This is a genomic window from Streptomyces sp. SID12488 (assembly GCF_010548275.1).
Taxonomy (GTDB): domain Bacteria; phylum Actinomycetota; class Actinomycetes; order Streptomycetales; family Streptomycetaceae; genus Streptomyces.
Map to the genome: position 1 here is coordinate 97,009 of NZ_JAAGLT010000021.1, position 17,728 is coordinate 114,736.

Annotated in this window: 17 protein-coding genes; 7 read left to right on the plus strand and 10 right to left on the minus strand. The window is 71.1% G+C overall.

What is annotated here, in order from left to right:
• Positions 1 to 83: 83 nt before the first annotated feature.
• Both G3I56_RS28020 and G3I56_RS28025 read left to right on the plus strand, forming a co-directional pair.
• Positions 84 to 1,196: a PHP domain-containing protein gene (locus tag G3I56_RS28020; RefSeq protein WP_164413804.1), complete on the plus strand. Its 1,113-nt coding sequence runs from the start codon at positions 84 to 86 to the stop codon at positions 1,194 to 1,196.
• Positions 1,197 to 1,230: 34 nt separating this feature from the next.
• On the plus strand, positions 1,231 to 2,193 hold the full coding sequence (locus G3I56_RS28025) for an SDR family NAD(P)-dependent oxidoreductase (RefSeq protein ID WP_164413666.1): 963 nt from the start codon (positions 1,231 to 1,233) through the stop codon (positions 2,191 to 2,193).
• 223 nt (positions 2,194 to 2,416) lie between these two features.
• Here the strand turns inward: G3I56_RS28025 and G3I56_RS28030 are convergent, their stop codons facing one another.
• The 3 genes from G3I56_RS28030 to G3I56_RS28040 all read right to left on the minus strand — a co-directional run bounded on the left by G3I56_RS28030 (position 2,417) and on the right by G3I56_RS28040 (position 5,070).
• Positions 2,417 to 3,079 carry a M15 family metallopeptidase gene (locus G3I56_RS28030; protein WP_164413668.1) on the minus strand — a complete coding sequence of 221 codons (663 nt, stop codon included), beginning with the start codon at positions 3,077 to 3,079 and terminating at the stop codon, positions 2,417 to 2,419.
• A gap of 38 nt (positions 3,080 to 3,117) precedes the next feature.
• Entirely contained in the window at positions 3,118 to 4,089 is a 972-nt protein-coding gene (locus tag G3I56_RS28035; RefSeq protein ID WP_164413670.1) for an aminoglycoside phosphotransferase family protein, read from the minus strand.
• Between the two features lie 120 nt (positions 4,090 to 4,209).
• Positions 4,210 to 5,070, minus strand: a complete 861-nt coding sequence (locus G3I56_RS28040) for a DUF3626 domain-containing protein (RefSeq protein WP_164413673.1) — start codon at positions 5,068 to 5,070, stop codon at positions 4,210 to 4,212.
• A gap of 158 nt (positions 5,071 to 5,228) precedes the next feature.
• Here G3I56_RS28040 and G3I56_RS28045 point away from each other — a divergent pair, with 158 nt between their 5' ends.
• From G3I56_RS28045 to G3I56_RS28055, 3 genes are all read left to right on the plus strand, one after another.
• Positions 5,229 to 6,485, plus strand: a complete 1,257-nt coding sequence (locus G3I56_RS28045) for an aromatic acid exporter family protein (protein WP_164413675.1) — start codon at positions 5,229 to 5,231, stop codon at positions 6,483 to 6,485.
• A gap of 54 nt (positions 6,486 to 6,539) precedes the next feature.
• On the plus strand, positions 6,540 to 7,583 hold the full coding sequence (locus tag G3I56_RS28050) for a hypothetical protein (RefSeq protein WP_164413677.1): 1,044 nt from the start codon (positions 6,540 to 6,542) through the stop codon (positions 7,581 to 7,583).
• Between the two features lie 123 nt (positions 7,584 to 7,706).
• Complete coding sequence (locus tag G3I56_RS28055) at positions 7,707 to 8,909, plus strand: lactonase family protein (protein ID WP_203690827.1); 1,203 nt, start codon at positions 7,707 to 7,709, stop codon at positions 8,907 to 8,909.
• Here the strand turns inward: G3I56_RS28055 and G3I56_RS28060 are convergent.
• Complete coding sequence (locus tag G3I56_RS28060; protein ID WP_164413679.1) at positions 8,877 to 9,602, minus strand: DUF2470 domain-containing protein; 726 nt, start codon at positions 9,600 to 9,602, stop codon at positions 8,877 to 8,879. The genes G3I56_RS28055 and G3I56_RS28060 overlap by 33 nt on opposite strands.
• Positions 9,603 to 9,695: 93 nt before the next feature.
• The gene (locus tag G3I56_RS28065) at positions 9,696 to 10,304 is read right to left on the minus strand and encodes a TetR/AcrR family transcriptional regulator (protein WP_164413681.1); all 609 of its coding nucleotides are present in this window, start codon (positions 10,302 to 10,304) and stop codon (positions 9,696 to 9,698) included.
• Between the two features lie 107 nt (positions 10,305 to 10,411).
• Here G3I56_RS28065 and G3I56_RS28070 point away from each other — a divergent pair, with 107 nt between their 5' ends.
• Both G3I56_RS28070 and G3I56_RS28075 read left to right on the plus strand, forming a co-directional pair.
• Positions 10,412 to 11,890, plus strand: coding sequence for a cytochrome P450 (locus tag G3I56_RS28070; protein WP_164413683.1), 1,479 nt, complete (start codon positions 10,412 to 10,414; stop codon positions 11,888 to 11,890).
• A gap of 105 nt (positions 11,891 to 11,995) precedes the next feature.
• Positions 11,996 to 12,193, plus strand: coding sequence for a DUF5999 family protein (locus G3I56_RS28075; protein ID WP_164413685.1), 198 nt, complete (start codon positions 11,996 to 11,998; stop codon positions 12,191 to 12,193).
• A gap of 14 nt (positions 12,194 to 12,207) precedes the next feature.
• On the opposite strand, the gene G3I56_RS28080 is transcribed toward G3I56_RS28075, so the two are convergent.
• The 5 genes from G3I56_RS28080 to rhaS form a co-directional block, all read right to left on the minus strand.
• Positions 12,208 to 13,512, minus strand: a complete 1,305-nt coding sequence (locus G3I56_RS28080) for an alpha/beta fold hydrolase (protein ID WP_164413687.1) — start codon at positions 13,510 to 13,512, stop codon at positions 12,208 to 12,210.
• Positions 13,513 to 13,634: 122 nt separating this feature from the next.
• Entirely contained in the window at positions 13,635 to 14,666 is a 1,032-nt protein-coding gene (locus tag G3I56_RS28085; protein ID WP_164413689.1) for a LacI family DNA-binding transcriptional regulator, read from the minus strand.
• Between the two features lie 91 nt (positions 14,667 to 14,757).
• The gene (locus tag G3I56_RS28090; protein ID WP_164413691.1) at positions 14,758 to 16,182 is read right to left on the minus strand and encodes a BNR repeat-containing protein; all 1,425 of its coding nucleotides are present in this window, start codon (positions 16,180 to 16,182) and stop codon (positions 14,758 to 14,760) included.
• Between the two features lie 67 nt (positions 16,183 to 16,249).
• Positions 16,250 to 16,570: an L-rhamnose mutarotase gene (locus G3I56_RS28095; RefSeq protein ID WP_164413693.1), complete on the minus strand. Its 321-nt coding sequence runs from the start codon at positions 16,568 to 16,570 to the stop codon at positions 16,250 to 16,252.
• A 32-nt stretch (positions 16,571 to 16,602) separates the two neighbouring features.
• Entirely contained in the window at positions 16,603 to 17,685 is a 1,083-nt protein-coding gene (gene rhaS / locus G3I56_RS28100; RefSeq protein WP_164413695.1) for a rhamnose ABC transporter substrate-binding protein, read from the minus strand.
• Positions 17,686 to 17,728: the final 43 nt, after the last annotated feature.

Below are 17,728 nucleotides of genomic sequence, written 5' to 3' on the forward strand. Positions count from 1 at the left end.
GGAACGGTCACCTCCGCCCCTCCGTGGTGCGGATCCGCCGAGCCCGCGCGACGCTGGAGGCGGAGGTGACGACGGTCATGGCGATGGATCCCGTCGAGGCGCTGGACCGGATCGCCTTCCTGCTGGAGCGCTCCCTGGCGCCGACGTATCGTGTACGCGCGTTCCGTACCGCGATCGACGTGCTGGCGACGCTGCCCCCGGACGAGATACGGCAGCGGGCCGACACCGGCACGCTGGAGTCGCTCAAGGGCATCGGCCCGAAGACCGCACAGGTGGTGCGGGAGGCGCTGGCCGGGCAGGTGCCCGGGTACCTGGAGAAGCTGGAGCGCGAGCAGGGGGTGACCCCGCCGCTCCGGGACGGGGAGCGGCTGCGGGCCCTGCTGCGCGGGGACTGTCATCTGCACTCCGACTGGTCGGACGGCGGCAGCCCGGTCGAGGAGATGGGCCGCACTGCTGCGCGGCTCGGGCATGAGTGGGCCGTGCTCACCGATCACTCACCGCGTCTCACGGTGGCACACGGCCTGTCCGCCGAGCGGTTGCGCGAACAGTTGGCCCTGGTCGGGGAACTCAACGCGACCTGGGCGCCGTTCCGGCTGCTCACCGGTATCGAGTGCGACATTCTCGACGACGGCTGCCTGGACCAGGACCCGGAGCTCCTGGACCTGCTGGACGTCGTGGTGGTGTCCGTGCACTCCAAGCTGCGCATGGACGCACGCGCGATGACCCGCCGGATGGTGGCCGCCGTACGCGATCCGCACTCGGACGTGCTCGGGCACTGCACCGGGCGGCTGCTCGCCGGCCCGGAGCCCCGGGGTGGCGGTGGCGGGCGGGGCGAGCGGGGCGGGGGGCGCGAGCGGCCCGAGTCGGAGTTCGACGCGGACGCGGTGTTCGCCGCCTGCGCCGAGACGGGCACGGCCGTGGAGATCAACAGCCGGCCCGAGCGGCTCGACCCGCCGCGCCGACTGCTGCGGCAGGCCGTGGCGGCGGGTGTGCTGTTCTCCATCGACACCGACGCGCACGCGCCCGGCCAGCTGGACTGGCAGATCCACGGCTGCGCCCGCGCCGAGGAGTGCGGCGTACCGGCCGAGCGGGTGGTCACGACCTGGCCGGTGGACGACCTGCTGGCCTGGACCCGGGAGCGCAGACTGCCGCCGGACCTCGGGAAGGGCCCCGGGGAGGGCGGCGGCACGGCTTGACTTCGTGCGCACTCCAATTCGTAGCGTGCCGTGCATGACCACCACACAGCACAGGGTCGGCTCGGGCTTCGACGCCCGGAGCACCGCCGACGACGTCCTCGCGGGCGTCGACCTCTCCGGGCAGCTCGCGCTCGTCACGGGCGGCTACTCGGGTCTCGGCCTGGAGACGACGCGCGCTCTCACCAGGGCGGGCGCCCGGGTCGTCGTTCCCGCCCGCCGCCCGGAGACCGCCCGGGACGCGCTGGCCGGCGTCGAGGGCGTCGAGGTGGACGCGCTCGACCTCGGCGACCTGGAGAGCGTGCGCACCTTCGCCGACCGCTTCCTCGCCTCCGGGCGCACCCTCGACCTCGTGATCGACAACGCCGGGATCATGGCCTGCCCCGAGACCCGGGTCGGGCCGGGCTGGGAGGCCCAGTTCGCGACGAACCATCTCGGCCACTTCGCGCTCGTCAACCGGCTGTGGCCGGCCATCGAACCCGGCGGCGCACGCGTCGTCTCGGTCTCCTCGCGCGGCCACCACTTCTCCGGCATCCGCTGGGACGACCTGCACTGGCAACGCGGCTACGACAAGTGGGAGGCGTACGGCCAGGCCAAGACGGCGAACGTCCTGTTCGCCGTCCACCTGGACAGGCTCGGCCGCGACAAGGGTGTACGGGCCTTCTCGCTCCACCCCGGCGCCATCTTCACCCCGCTGCAGCGTCACATCCCGATCGCCGAGCAGATCGAGCGCGGTTGGCGGGACGCCGAGGGCAACCTGGCCGACCTGGCGGGCGTCAAGACACCCGAGCAGGGTGCGGCCACGCAGGTCTGGGCCGCGACCTCCCCGCAGCTGGCCGGAACGGGCGGTGTCTACTGCGAAGACTGCGACATCGCCGAGCCCGCAACGCCGGGCGACCAGAGCAGCGGCGTACGGGACTACGCGGTCGACACCGAGCAGGCGGCGCGGCTGTGGGAGCTGTCGGCGCGTCTGACCGGCGTCGACGCGTTCGCGGTCTAGCCACTGATCCGCTCGGCCACTCGGCCACTCGGCCACCGGACCACCGGGCCATTCGGCCACCGGGCCATTCGGCCACCGAGTCACCGAGTCACCGAGTCACCGAGTCACCGAGTCACCGAGTCACCGAGTCACCGAGTCACCGAGTCACCGAGTCACCGAGTCACCGAGTCACCGAGTCGATGGTCCACCAGGCCACCGATCCGCCGGACCACCGGACCACCGATCAGGAGGAGCCCGCGTCGAGTTCCGCGGAGCCGTACAGCGCGGCCGGGGCTCCGGTCGTCAGGGCCCAGTACGGGTCGCCGTAGGACCAGTGCCACCACTCCGTGGGGTAGTTGACGAGTCCGGCCTCGCTCAGGGCCTTGCCCAGGAACTCCCGGTGGGCGCGGGCCTCGACGCCGATGTTGTCGGCGTGGGTGTAGCAGGCGCCCGCGCTGTCCTCGGGGTTCGCGTTCATGGCGGTGCCCAGGTCGAGTTCGTTGCCGTCGGCGTCGGCGAGGGTCAGGTCGACGGCGGCGCCCGCGCTGTGCGGAGCGATCTCGGGCGGGGAGACATAGCGGCTGGCGGCGGCGCGGAGCCGGTCGTCGGGCCAGTCCGGGTGCTGGGCGCGCAGTTCGGCGGAGTACCCCTCGAAATAGTGGCGTTGCAGAGCGGGCGGGCGGTAGCCCTCGACGAACAGCAGCCGTACGCCGTCGGGGAGCAGTTTCTGCGCGTCGAGCAGCCGGTCGAGGACGCTCTGCCGCAACCGGAACTGGGCGCCGCCGGACTCCCGTTGCTTCCGGTCGTCGGTGAGCAGAGCGCCTCGCACGTCCACCAGACGCTCCCCGCGCTCCTCGACCGGCACGGCGGCCACCTTGGCGTCGGACATCAGGATGATCTCACTCATGGCACGATCATCTCCCGCTCCCCGCCGACAGTGATCGCCTAGTACGGGCGGTGCGCGGGTGGGAGATCATCCAGCGCCCCCACCAGCGCGGGCCCCACCACCTCTCGTGCCCACTTCACGCGCTCCTCCCCCACAGCCCGCGGCACGGTCTCGGTCAGCATGATCAGGTACAGGTAGGCGCGGTACAGAGCAAGCCGCCGGCAGGTCGCCTCGTCGAACTCGACGCGCCCTCCCGCTTCCTGATAGCCCATCAGGAATGCTTCGTCACTCCTGATGTCCCCCAGCAGAGCCAGCGACACGAAGTCGGCCACCGGGTCGCCCCAGAACATGCGCTCACCGTCGATGAGGCCGCCGATCCGGGGCGCCCCCACCGAACGGTCCACCAGGATGTTCCCCTGCCAGAGATCGAAGTGGACCAGGTGGGGAACCGTGACCTCGTCGAGGGCGTCGTACGCGCCCCGGAGGGTACGGGTCACCTCGTCCGCCGGAACAGGCAGCCAGGCGTCGTAGCGAACGGCGTCGTCGAGCACGGCGTCGAGCATCCCCGTGAAGGCCGTACGCCAGTCGGGCGCGAGGGGGCCGAGGGCGCCGGAGGGGTAACCGAAGGCGGGCCCGGTGACCTCGTGCAGACGGGCCACCAGGCCGCCCAGCTCCCCCCTCAGCAGGGCCCGCTCGGCGCCGGTCGCGGAGTCGTCCCACGGGTCGCCGGGGTAGGCGGTCATCAGCAGGTGGCCGTCCCCGAGGGTGACGACACTCGGCGCCGGTACGCCGACCGTACCGGCGGCTCGGTAGAACTCCGCCTCGGAGAGGAGCAGTTGGGCCTCGTGGCGCAGCCCCGGCACCGTTTCCGGCGGCGGGATCTTCAGGACGTACCTGTCGCCGTCGACCAGACGGAGTTCCTCGACGGTGTTGTACGTCCCGCCGGTGAGCGGACGGCAGTCCGCTAGGCGGTCCGGGGGCAGCCCCGCCGATACGAGGACCTGCCTGGCCCGCTCCCACGAATCGGTCACCGTCCGCGCCCCCTGTCCCGACCGGCCGCGCCCGCGTCCTGCGTACGGCCCTGGAACAGGGTACGGAACGTGACGCCGGCCGTACCCGCCCGCGCAGGACAGACCAGAGGTGCGAGGAAACTAGGCGAAGCAGGCGGTCCCCGCGCCCTCGGGGGCGCCGAACCGGGCGAGGCAGTGCCACACCATCTTCAGGTGCTGGAGTTCATGGCGGCCGGTGCGTGCCGCGTCGCCGATGATCCGTGGGTCGAGACGGCCGTCCTCGGCGATCCGGGCGCCCAGTTCGACGTACTCGGGTCCCCGGTAGTCGGCGTGGTGGCGCAACTCCCCTACGGAGAGCCGGTATCCGGGGTGCCATTCGAGCGGCACGGGCAGGGTGCGGGCCGCCTTCTCCACCGGGGTGCCGCGATAGCTCGCGTCGAGGACCAGCGCCTCGACGTCCCGGGCGAGCGCGACAGGGCCGTGCACCTGGGCCTCGATGTAGTCGTCGAGCGCGTCCTGTGTGTCCGCCTCGGCGAGGGCGACGAGGGACATACCGGCGGCGACCCCGAAGTGGTCGGGTTCCGTCGCGCTGTCCGGGTAGCAGAAGGTGGCCCTGGCGAGGGCGCCGCCGGTCAGCCGGAAATGCGAGGAGCCGAACCTCGGTGCGGCGCCCACGACTTGGTGACGGAAGTTCAACGCGCCGTACACCGGCCGCTGTTGGGCGGGCGCGCTGTCGTACACCCCGGCGAACATCCGGCTCTCCCAGCGCCAGCGGTCCCCGCCGGGACGGGCGGTGAGCCCGCCGTTGCTGGTACCGGTGACGAACTGGGAGCGGTAGAAGCCGTCCTGCGCCAGCGCCCGCAGCAGGGGCAGTTCACGGACCGTCCGGTCGGGGTGGAAGTTCAGGGTGACACGGAGGTCAGGGGGCACGGCCGGGCCGGCGGAGACGTCGGCGACATGACGGAGTGCCTGCGTGTGCACGGAATCGAGATCGCCCATCATGCGCACCAGGAGATCACCCGGCGGCCCCGAAGATCCACAATTTTTTGGTCAACGCGGGAAACTCCCCGATCACGTGAGGAATGCCTCCCTCCGCCTGCCGCGCGCTCGATGGCTTCGCTGAGTAGGCTCGGTTCCTTTGTGGGAAGGGAGGCGTGCGCATGCGAGTGGTACCAGGTGAGTGGGCGGCGTCCGTCGTCCGGTTCGTGCGAAAGCGCCGCGAGCCCGTGGTCGTGCAGTCCCTGCGGTCGGCGGCAGCCGCGACGATCGCGTACGTCGTCGCGCTCCGTTTCAGTCCCGAGGCCGCGCCGCTCACCGCCCCGCTGACCGCGCTCCTGGTCGTCCAGGTCACCCTCTACGCCACCATCACCACCGGCATCCGCCGGGTGAACTCCGTGGTCACCGGGGTCGTCATCGCGATCGGCTTCAGTGTGCTGGTGGGCCTGACGTGGTGGAGCCTCGGGCTGATCATCCTGGCCTCGCTGGCGGTCGGGCATCTGGTGCGGGTCAGCGAGTTCGTGCCCGAGGTGGCGATCAGCGCGATGCTGGTACTGGGCGTCACCCGGGTCGGGGACACGGCCTGGGCGCGGGTACTGGAGACCCTGATCGGCGCGGTCGTCGGGCTCGCCTTCAACCTGTTGCTCGCTCCACCGGTGTGGGTGGACGCGGCCGGCGAGTCCATCGAGGGGCTGGCGCGCCGGGTACGGCAGTTGATGCTGCGTATGGGTGAGGAGGCCGCCGGCCGCACCCCCGTGGACCACGCGACCGCCCGGCTGCACGAGGCCCGTCGGCTCGACCACGACATCGTCGAGGTGGACGCGGCCCTGAAACAGGCCGAGGACAGCCTGCGGCTCAACCCGCGTGTCCGGGAAGGCCTGTTGCACCGGGTGGTGCTGCGCACCGGCCTGGACACACTGGAGATCTGCACGGTCGTCCTGCGTGTCCTCGCCCGCAGCCTCACCGACCTGGCCAAGGAACGGGAGCCGGAGCGGCTGTTCGCCCCGGAGACGGGTGCCGCGCTGGAGCGGCTGCTGGCCGAGATCGCCGACGCGGTGGTCAGTTTCGCGGTCCTCGTCACCACCGACGTCAGTGTCAGCGCCGAGTCGGCGGAGAACCGCCTCGCCACCGAGCTCCAGGCCGCGACAGCCACCCGCGACAAGCTCGCCCAGCTGCTCCTGGCCGAGATCCAGCAGGACGCGGGGCAGTGGCAGCTGCACGGTGCCGTCCTGACCGAGGTCAACCGCATCCTCGACGAGCTGGACACCGAGCACCGCTCGCGGAGGCTGCTGGAGGAACTGGACCGCTGCACGCGTGAGGAGCGGGAGCGGATGCCCTGGGTGACCCGGCTGGGGACGTACATGAGACATGTGCGCGTGCCGGGCAGGAACCACAAGGCGGTGTCACGTCGTTCTATGTGACGAAGTCACATAGAACAGAAGGACTGGCACCAACCGGGATTGAGGGGGCTGCGCATGGGTGACTCCGGTGTGCGGATCGACGGGAACACACTCAGACTGCCGGGCGGTGTGGCCGTACGGTTCATCCGCACTCTGCGCCTGCCGGAGACCGGCACGCATCCGCTGCCTCCGGGGCTGGGCGAGTTCCCGGTCCGCCGGGTCGCCGACTACGCCGACACGGTGCCGGAGGCCTGGCGGGCGCGCGGTGGGGTGCTGCTGCCGGTGTATCTGCGCGAGGCGATGTGGCTGAGCTTCGGGGGCACGACGCAGCCCGCCGCGTTGCAGGTGGGCGTGGGCAAGGTGTGCGCGGTGTCGGGCGAGCCGTGGAGCGACCGGCTGTCCAGGAAGCCGCAGAACTACGTGGTGCTGCCGCGTCAGCCCTGGCTCGATGGCATCAACTCGGGCAAGGGTACGGTCCGCCAGTTCGTGGCGGTGCCGCTCGGGCTGGGCGCGACCGTCGAGGGCCAGGTCACGGGCGAGGAGGTGTGGGGCGGCGTGCAGCTCCAGTCGTTCCCGCTGACCGACGCGGAACTGGTGAGGTGGCGTGAGGAGGAGCAGCGCCGGGCGGAGCGGGCCCGGGCTGCGGTCGCTTCGACCGGGGGGTACGGCGGGGCCGTACCCATGGCGCCCATGGCGATGGCCGCCCCGCCCGCACCCGGTGGCGTGGCGGGGCCGCAGCGGTCGGGGGCGGCGATGGGTCTGGGCGTCGGCGGTTCCATGCGCCAGGAGGTCTACCGGGACGACCGGCCGCTCACGGCATGGTCCGGGCACCCTGCCGGACGCGTGTTCGTGCACCTCGTGACGCCGCCGGAGTGGCGCCGCATCACCGGGGAGGACCCGCCCCCGTCGCCCGTGGACCGCGCGGCGTACACGCAGGCCGGCCTGCCCTGGTTCGACTACTTCGACGAGGACGCCGAGGATCTCACGCCCACGGACCCCCTGACGGCCGTGAAGCCGGTCGGTGACTGGCTCGGCGACGACCACGAGCCCTGGCAGGCGCCGTCGCCGGGGCAGGTGAAGCCGCTGACGGGCAAGCCGGTGGAGGACGGGGAGTGGTAGGCCGTACTCGCATTGCAGCATGCGCAACGCACATTGCTCCTCTTGCATGTGAGGGGTGACGCGCGTCAGAGTTGCCGGTGACGGCCGATCACGGCCGACGCGGCGGAGAAGCAGGGTGCGGGCATGAGTGGCTGGAGCAGGCGCCGGTTCGTGGGCGCGGCGGCGGGGACGGCCGCGACGGCGTCGGTCCCGGCGCGGACGATGGCGGCCGTCCCGGTGGAGCCCGCCGGCACGCCGGCAGCACCCGCACCGGCGTCACCCGCGCCGTCCGCCCCCCGTCCGGCTGCTCCCCGCCCGCTCTTCCTCGGCACCTACACATCCGTCGAGGGCGGCGGCGCAGGCCTCGGCCTCGCGACCTACGACCCGGTCTCGGGCCGTGTCACCGGCGCCGGAACCCTCACGGGCGTGGCCGACCCGTCCTACCTCGCCGCGCACCCCGACGGCCGCACCCTGTACGCGGTGAACGAGCACCAGGACGGCGGCGTGACCGCGATCCGGCTCGGCGGCGAGGGCGGGCGGCTCCGGGTGCTCGGCACCCGGAGCACCGGCGGCGCGGGGCCGTGCCATCTGTCCGTACATCCCAGCGGGCGGTGGCTGCTCAGCGCCGACTACGGCTCCGGCAGCGTGGCGGTGCACCCCATCGACGCCTCGGGCGCGCTGGGCGAGCGCACCGACCTGGTCACGCACGCCAGTCCGGCGCCTGGCCCGGGTCAACAGGGCCCGCACGCCCACCAGTTCCTCACCAGCCCGGACGGCGGCCACGTCCTGGCGGTCGACCTGGGCACGGACACGGTCTACACGTACCGTCTCGGCATCACCCGGGGCTCGCTCACCGAGGTCTCGCGCGCCCGGACCCGCCCGGGCGCGGGCCCGCGCCATCTCACCTTCCACCCCGGCGGCCGGTACGCGTACCTTGCCAACGAGGTCGACAACACGGTCGCCGTCTGCGCCTACTCCCCCGCCACCGGGCGCCTGGACATCGGGGAGGCGCAGTCCACGGGGACGGGTGCGGGCACGAGTTACCCGGCCCAGTTCGTGGTGACCGCCGACGGACGGTACGCGTACCTGGCGAACCGGGGGCACAACAGTCTGACGCGGTATGCCGTGGAGGCGGCCGGTGCCCGTCTCCGGCTCCTCGGCACGGTGCCGGTCGCGGGCGACTTCCCTCGCCACATCGCCCTCTCGCCGCACGGGAACCTGCTGTTCGCGGCGAACCAGCGCTCAAGTACGGTCAGCGTCTTCCACGTCGACCGCGCGAGCGGTGAACTGCGGCTCGCGGACGAGCCGTTCGCGTCACCCGTCGTCGTCTGTGCGCTGCCGCTGTAGCGCGCGGGGGCAGGAGGCGGCGCTGGCCTGGGTGAGCAGGATGTGCATGCGCTCGGTGAGCTGGGAGACGGTGTCGGCGGGCTGGTGGAATGCCAGCCGTACGTCGCCGTGGGTGCGGGCCCGCTCGATGCGCAGGGTGAGCCCGTGCCGGTCCACGGCGAGCGGTTGGACCTTGACGGCGCCGTGCAGGCTGTCCGGTTCGACCAGACGTGTGAGGCGCTCGACGGCGTCGCCGTGGCAGTCGGCGAGGTGGCTCAGCAGTCCCGCCTCGGCCGTGGCCAGCGGGTCGGGCGCGGCCGCGGCGAACTCGGCGAGGTCGACGACGACGGCACCGGAGGTCTGGCGCAGCACCACGCGCGTCGGACGGAACGCGAGCTGCTCCCCCTCGGCGGAGAACCAGCCGGCCATCCACAGCCGGGCGCGGATCCGGTTGCGTACGGGGACGGGCGAGACGTCGGCGAACTCCAGCACGGCCGACGGCTCGCCGCGTGGGGCGCAGACGGCGGCGGCGAGCAGCGTGCTGTCCGCCGGTACGTCCAGGACCATCCGGCCGTCCTCGCCGACGGTGTGCGCGCCGACGAACTCCTCGCGTCCGCCGTCCGCGGTCACCGCGCAGGACCACGCGGCGGCGAGCACCGAACGCGCGCGTTCCGCCGCTGCGGGCGCGGCCGTCCAGGTCTGACTGTCACCCATCCCGATCTCCTTAGGTAAGCCTTGCCTAACTTATCGAAGATCCGGGCGTACGCCAACCACCTCCCGCAAGAGACCGACCACGAGCAGGCGACCTCAGGGCGCGAGGGTGCCGAGCAGCGACCGCGCGCAAAGGTCCCTCACCTGCTGCCGGGACAGGTCCGAGCCGCGCAGCCACTCCAAGCACACGGCGGTCGTGAACGCCAGCCAGCCGCGGACGGCGAGCCGCAGGTCGGGCCGCTCCTCGGACAGCCGCCCGAACTCCGGATCGGCCGTCAGCGCCGCGAGGATCTGCCGCTCCTGCGCGGCCAGCGCCCGCTGATAGACCTTCCGTACGGCCTGGTCGCCGGACGCGTCGGCACGGTGGAAGGCGCGATAGCCGTGCGCGTGCTCCTCGACGTACGCGAGGAAGGCGTCGAGGTTCGCGTCGAGCTGCTCACGCGCGGGAACGCCCGGCACGGTGGCCGTCATCCGCAGCATGCGCTCGCTCTCGCGCTCCACGACCGCGGCGAAGAAGTCCCGCTTGGTCGGGAAGTAGTGGTAGAGCAGCCCGCGCGAGACCCCGGCGATCTCGGCGACCTGCTCGATCCACACATCGTCGTACGGGCTCTCCGAGAACAGTCGCGCCCCGACCGCGAGGAGCTGCTCCCGGCGCTCCTCGGTGCTGAGCCGACGACGCGTGCGCGCACCCTCTTTCGCGGCCATGTCCGCACTTTACTTGACGCCGATTCAATAGCGGGATCAGACTGACCCCGCTATTGAATCCATGTACAACAGCATCAACACACCCCTGCATCAAGGGAGATGGCGTCATGACCGAGACGGCGACCCGGACCGCTCCTCCGTCCAGGGGATTCCGCAGTGCCGAGCTGGGCTGGCCGGAGCTGCACCGGATTCCGCGTCCGCCCCACCGGATTCCGCTGCTCGGCGACCTGGTCGGTGTCAGTCCCCGTACGCCCCTCCAGGACTCGATGCGGATCGGGCTGCCGCTGGGGCCGATCTTCCGGCGCAGGGCGTTCGGCAAGGAGATCGTGTTCGTGTGGGGCGCGGATCTCACCGGCGACCTCGCGGACGAGTCACGCTTTGCCAAGCATGTGGGCCTCGGGGTGGCCAATCTGCGTCCGGTCGCCGGGGACGGGCTGTTCACGGCGTACAACGACGAGCCCAACTGGCAACTCGCGCACGACGTCCTCGCCCCCGGCTTCAGCCGCGAGGCGATGGCCGGCTACCACCCGATGATGCTGGCCGTGGCCGAGCGGCTCACCGACCACTGGGACCGGGAACTGGTCGCGGGCCGTGCGGTGGACGTGCCCGGCGACATGACCAAGCTGACCCTGGAGACGATCGCGCGCACCGGCTTCGGGCACGACTTCGGGTCCTTCGAGCGCGAGCGCCCGCACCCCTTCGTGACGGCGATGGTGGGGAGTCTGAACCACGCGCAGTATCTGAACATCGTCCCCGCCCCGCTCGCCCCGCTGCTGCTGCGCCGGGCAACGCGCCGCAACGAGGCGGGCATTGCGTACCTGAACCGCACGGTCGACGAGCTGATACGGGCCCGCCGGGCGTCGGACGACACGGGCGGCGGCACCGGTGATCTGCTGGACCGCATGCTCGACACCGCCCACCCGGAGACCGGCGAACGCCTCGCGCCGGAGAACGTGCGCCGCCAGGTCCTCACCTTCCTCATCGCGGGTCACGAGACGACCTCCGGCGCACTCTCCTTCGCCCTGCACTACCTCTCCCGGCACCCGGAGGTCGCCGCCCGCACCCGCGCCGAGGTGGACCGGGTCTGGGGCGGGGCGGCCGTCCCCGGCTACGACCAGGTCGCCAAGCTGCGGTACGTGCGCCGGGTGCTCGACGAGTCGCTGCGGCTGTGGCCGACTGCGCCCGGCTTCGCCCGCGAGGCCCGCCACGACACGGTGCTCGGCGGCGAGCATCCGATGCGCGAGGGCGCCTGGACGCTGGTCCTCGCTCCGCTCCTGCACCGCGACCCGGCCGTCTGGGGCGCCGACGCCGGCCGCTTCGACCCGGACCGTTTCGACGCGGCGGCCGTGCGCTCCCGCCCCGCCCACGCGTTCAAGCCCTGGGGCACCGGGGCCCGGGCGTGCATCGGGCGCCAGTTCGCCCTGCACGAGGCGACACTCGTCCTCGGCCTGCTCCTGCGCCGCTACGACCTCAAGCCCGACCCGGACTACCGGCTGCGGGTTGCGGAACGGCTGACGGTGATACCGGAGGGACTGCGGCTGCATCTCGAACGCCGGTCCCCGGGGCCGGAGTTGGCGGCTGCCTGAACCGTCACCTCACAGATGAATTTCCCGGCGTGTCGGGGTCTCCACATACAGAGGAAAACAACCTGCGCTACTACAGAGGCAGACCCTTGAGACGCGGGAGAGACCATGTGCACCCATCAGCCTTCGTGCCCGACCGTCGACAGCCCGGACCATGACGCGGCCGTCATCGTCACCGCCCATCCGGAACAGGGCTGGAACCTGCTCTGCAACGGAACCATCGTCTTCGACGACACGGGTGAACTCCTGCCGGACGGACGAGCCGTGGGCCCGCTGCGCGGCGGCGGACTCTCCGTCGCCGCCTGAACACCTGGTTGCCGTCACACCTCGTCGCGGGTCAGGGCGAGCAGCCGGTCGAGCACCCGGGGGCCGCCAGCCCGCACCCCGTCGTGCTCGAACTCGTCCGTCACCCAGGTGCGAAGGCCCCGGATCGTGCGCGCGGTCTCCAGGGCGTGGCCCGTGTCGACGTACATGTCGTCGTGGTAGACGGCCGCGGCGACCGGGACCTCGTTGACGGCGAGGCGTGAACGGTCGTACAGGGGCGGCCAGTCGGTGTGGGCGGCAAGGAGTTCGGCGGTCTCGCGCAGGGGGCGCAGGGCCGGGTCGACGTCGAACATCCAGGGGTGCACGGACTCGCCGGTGAACAGCAACGGGCCGTCGTCCGCGAGGGACTTGCCCGCGTCGAACTGCGGGAACTCCGCTCGCACCCGCTCGGCGGACCAGTCGGTGGGGCGGGTGTCCTGGCCGTAGCAGGCCTCGTGGACGAGGGCGTACAGCGGATGCCCGGCGTACGACAAGTGGCCCTGGACCTCCTCCAGGAAGGCGTCGGACAGGGCCGGGCCCAGAGGAGTGGGGACGAAGGCGTCCTCCAGCAGGTAGTGCAACCGGTGGCTGCCCTCGCCGCCGCCGAGGAGGATGCCGAGGGACTGGAAGGCCTCGACGGTCAGCCGGTAGCCGTTCGGCAGGACCGGCTCGTGGACGCTCACGTACTCGGCGATCCGCCGTGCCCGTTCGACGTCCTGGGGGTAACGCGCGTAGTGCGCGGCGACCTTGCGTTCGATACGGGGATAGGCGGCCCGGTAGACGTCGTCCGCGTGCCCGTCGAGGGAGGGGAGGCCGCCGGTGATCAGGGCGGCGGACAGTCCCTCGGGCGCCGTCGACAGATAGTTCACCGCGCAGAAGCCGCCGAAGCTCTGGCCGAGGACCGTCCAGGGGGCGCCGCCGGTGACCGAGGGGCGTATGGCCTCACAGTCCCGGACGATCGAGTCGGCGCGGAAGCGGGTCAGGTAGGCGGCCTGTTCGACGGGCCCGCCGCACAGCGGGAGCGTCTGGCGGTTGGCGGGGGTGGAGGCGCCGGTGCCGCGCTGGTCGAGGAGGAGGACACGGAACTCCTCCAGGGCTCGGCCGAGCCAGGCCCCCTGGCCGACGAAACGATTCGCCCCGAAGCCCGGACCGCCCTGGAGGTAGAGCAGCCACGGCAGGTCGTCCCGGCCCGCCCTGTCGCCGGCGACGACCTCGCGGGCGTACAGCTCGATGGTCTCGCCCCCGGGGTCGTCGTGGTCCAGGGGCACGGTGAAACGGCGGTCGGTGAGGACGACACCGGGCTGGCGGTAGCTGACGGTCAACAGGGCTCCCGAGACGGTTGGATTTCAGGCCGCCCCAGTTCAGCACATGCCCGGGGCGCTGCCGAGCCCCGGGATCACGCAGATGTGCGGAATCCGGTACTGAACCCCGGGTCAGTCCAGGCTCAGCGCGCCGAAAGGCTGGAGCGGCGGACCACCAGCTCCGGCTGGAGCACGACCCTGCGGTGGGAGTGCCGCCTCCCGCCGGACTCCGCCTCCGTCTCGGTCTCCTCCAGGAGGAGTTCCGCGGCCAGGGCGCCCATGGTCACGGCGGGCTGGCGTACGGAGGTCAGCGGGACGGCAGCGGCGGCGGCGAACTCGATGTCGTCGTAGCCGACGATCGCGAGGTCGTCGGGGACACCGACACCGGCCGCGTACATGGCCTGCAGGACGCCGAGGGCGAGCAGGTCGTTGGCGCAGAAGGCGGCGGTCGGGCGGTCGGCGAGGCCCAGGAGGCGGGCGCCGGCGTCCCGGCCCGCGGCTACGTCGAGGCGCTCGGTGGGCAGCTCACGCAGGGCCGAGGGGCTGAGGCCGGCCTCGGCGAGCGCGTTCATGGCACCCGTACGGCGGTCGCGCACCTGGTTGAAACTGGGCGGTCCGCTGACGTACGCGATGGAGCGGTGTCCGGCGTCGACGAGATGGCGCACGGCCAGTGCGCCGCCCGCGACGTCGTCCACGGACACCGAGCACTCGGTGGTGCCCTCGGCGACCCGGTCGACGAGCACGAAGGGGATGCCGTGACGGCGGAACGACTCGATGTTGCGGCCCGTCGCGTCGGCCGGGGTCAGCAGCACGCCACGCACCCGCTGCTCGGCGAAGAGCGACAGGTAGTCGGCCTCCTCCCCGGCGCTCTGCGCGCTGTTGCAGACCATCACACCGAGCCCGGCGTCACGGGCGGCCCGCTCGGCACCGCGCGCCACGTCCACGAAGAAGGGGTTGCCCATGTCGAGGACGAGCAGCCCCATGATCCGGCTGCGCCCGGCGCGCAGCTGACGGGCCGACTCGCTGCGGACGTAGCCGAGACGGTCGATCGCGGACAGCACACGGGCACGGGTCTCGGTGGCGACCGAGTCCGGGCGGTTGATGACGTTCGAGACCGTGCCTACGGAGACTCCGGCGGCGCGTGCCACGTCCTTGATTCCCACCGGCTGGGCCATCGGGCGGGGACCTCCAGGGAAATGAACGGTGGCGGGCAGGCCTTTACATTAGCGGCCTGCCCGCCCTTGACTAATCCGCTGATCGTTCCGGTCATGCGGGAAGCCGGAAGTCGACGACATGGAGTGCCGAGGGGGTCGTACCGCTCGACTTCTCCTGGTAGAGAACGGACAGGACGTTGTCCTGGGCGACCCGCGTCTCGTCGACCACGACCTCGCCGAAGGCGTTCAGACCGCTGCCGTCGAACAGCACCGTCCAGTCGGTGTACCCGGAGGACTTCGAGGCGCCGGCTATTCGCCCGAACGGGAAGATCGCGTAGGCGTTGTCGTACTTGTCGAGGACCAGCTTGGTGCGCTGGCTGGAGTTCAGCGGGACCGGGATCTCGGTCTTCTGCCAGGTGCCGGCGGAGTTCTTGCGCAGGTGGAAGGCGCGGCCGTTGGCGGTGCGGTTGGTGACGTAGTTGGTGGTGCACTGGCCGAAGCGGCCCGGGACGTAGCTGATGATCGCGTGCGGCAGCCCGGACGAGTCGGTGAACTGGCTCTCCTGGTTCATCAGGGAGTGGTCCGGGTTCAGCGCGTCGACCACCAGGCCGCTGTCGGTGACGGCGACCTTGTCGGAGCCGCCGGTGGTACCGACGAGCGTGCCCGCGTTGTTGCGCCAGGTGCGGCCCCGGTCGTCGGAGTAGACGTAACCGGTGTCGTGGTTGGTGATGCCGCCGCTGTTGCACATGACGGCGCCGTTCTGCTCGCGCCAGGTGAAGAACGAGTGCAGCCGGCCGTTCTTGTCGTAGTCGATGCCGTGCAGGTACATGTTGCGGACCGTCGACGAGCCGTGCTCGCTGGTGTACGTGCCGGTGGAGCTGGACCACTCGCCGAGCGCCGTCCAGGTCGAACCGTCGTACTCGGCAAGGGCGTTGCGGCCGTTGCCGGAGATGCCGACGCGGTAGCTGAGCTGGAGCCTGCCCTCGGGCGTGGAGACGAACTGCGGGTACGTGAACTGGGTGGTGAGCGCGAGTCCGTCGAGCGTCGACTGGGCTGTGCCGAAGCGGGACGCGATCCAGCTGAGCCCGGACGGGTTGTCCAGGAGCCCGGCCACCGACTTGACGTAGGTGAAGCCGTCGCTGTGCGAGTCCATGTTGAGGTGGAGTCGGCCGTCGGTCCTGGAGACGCCCATGGAGATGACGTTGTGCGAGTCGTTGGACTTGAGGGTGTGCCCGACCTGGACCGTCGACCAGGTGGTGCCGCCGAGGACACGTCGGCCGACGACGGCGTTCTTGTCGGCGGTGTACCAGACCGCGTACTGGTAGCCCTTGTACGTCAACAGACCGTTCTTCTGGAACGAGTTGTTGTTGACCAGCCCGTCGTAGGAGACGAAGAAGACGGCCTGTGAGTCGAGCGTGGTGTTGCCGGTCTGGGTGACCGAGGGGCCGGGGTCGGCGGCGCGGGCGCTGCCGACGGCGAAGGCGGGGGTCACCACGGCACCGGCGAGGGCGGCGCCCAGCAACGTACGTCTATTCATCTCGGGGACTCCGTTGTCTTGCGAAATGAGCGGAATTACGGGAATGGGGGGAGGAATTGCGGGGTGATCAGGCGAGGTGGAACACCTCGGTGAGGGGCTTCATGGCCTCGTCGGGGCGGGCGCCGTCCAGCGACTCGAAGAACGGCGCCATCTCCGTCTGCCAACGGGCGTTGACCTCTGCGGCTTCCATGCCGGCCTGGGCGGCGGCGAAGTCCTCGGTCTCCAAGTAGCCGACCAGCAGGCCGTCTTCGCGCAGGAAGAGCGAGTAGTTGTGCCAGCCGGTGGCCGAGAGCGCGTCGAGCATCTCGGGCCACACGGCGGCGTGCCGCTCGCGGTACTCGTCGAGGCGGTCCGCCCTGACCTTCAGCAGAAAGCACACGCGTTGCATCAACAGCCCCTGGCCAATCAGAAGTTGAACTGTCAGAAGTTGAACTGGTCGATGTTGTCCTTGGTGAACACGGTCGGCTTGCCGAGGCTGATCACGCCGTCCTTGCCGATGGTGTACTCACCCATGTCGCCGGCCTTGAAGGTCTCGCCCTCCTTGCCGGTGATCTGACCCGAGACCAGCGCGACGGCGGTGTGGGCGGCCAGCTCGCCGAGCTTCGCCGGGTCCCACAGCTCGAAGCCCTCGACGGTGCCGTTCTTGACGTACTTGCGCATGTCGTTGGGGGTGCCGAGGCCGGTCAGCTTGACCTTGCCCTTGTACTTCGAGCCGGACAGGTACTGGGCGGCGGCCTTGATGCCGACGGTGGTCGGGGAGATGATCCCCTTCAGGTTCGGGTACTCCTGGAGGAGGCCCTGGGTCTGCTGGAAGGACTGCTGGGCGTCGTCGTTGCCGTACGCGACCTTGACGAGCTTGATGTCCTTGTACTTCGGGTCCGCGAGCTCCTTCTTCATGAAGTCGATCCAGATGTTCTGGTTCGTCGCGGTCTGGGCGGCGGACAGGATCGCGATCTCGCCCTTGTAGCCGATCTGCTCGGCGAGCAGCTGCACCTCGGTGCGGCCCAGGTCCTCGGCGCTGGCCTGCGAGACGGCGGCGTTGCGGCAGTCCGTCTTGGTGTCCGAGTCGTAGGTGACGACCTTGATGTCGTTCTTCATCGCCTGCTTGAGCGCGGTGCACAGCGCGCCCGGGTCCTGCGCGGACACGGCGATCGCGTCGACCTGCTGCTGGGTGAGCGTGTTGACGTACGACACCTGCCCGGAGGTGTCGGTGGCGCTGCTGGGGCCGACCTCCTTGTAGCTGGAGCCCAGCGCCTTCAGCGCGGTCTCGCCGCCCTTGTCGGCGGAGGTGAAGTACGGGTTGTTGACCTGCTTCGGCAGGAAGCCGACGGTCAGGCCCTTCTTGGTGGCTGCGTTCGGGTCGGCCTTGCCGGTCACGGCGGCCGAGGCACCCTCGTCCTTGACGTCGTTCTTGGTGGTGCCGCCACAGGCGGTGAGCGCCAGAGCGAGCGAGGTGGCAGCGGCGAGAGCCGCGGAGGCCCGGCGGACGGATGACTTGCGCATGAGGGTTCCTTACAAACAGAGGGTGAGGAGGAGCGCCCCGTTT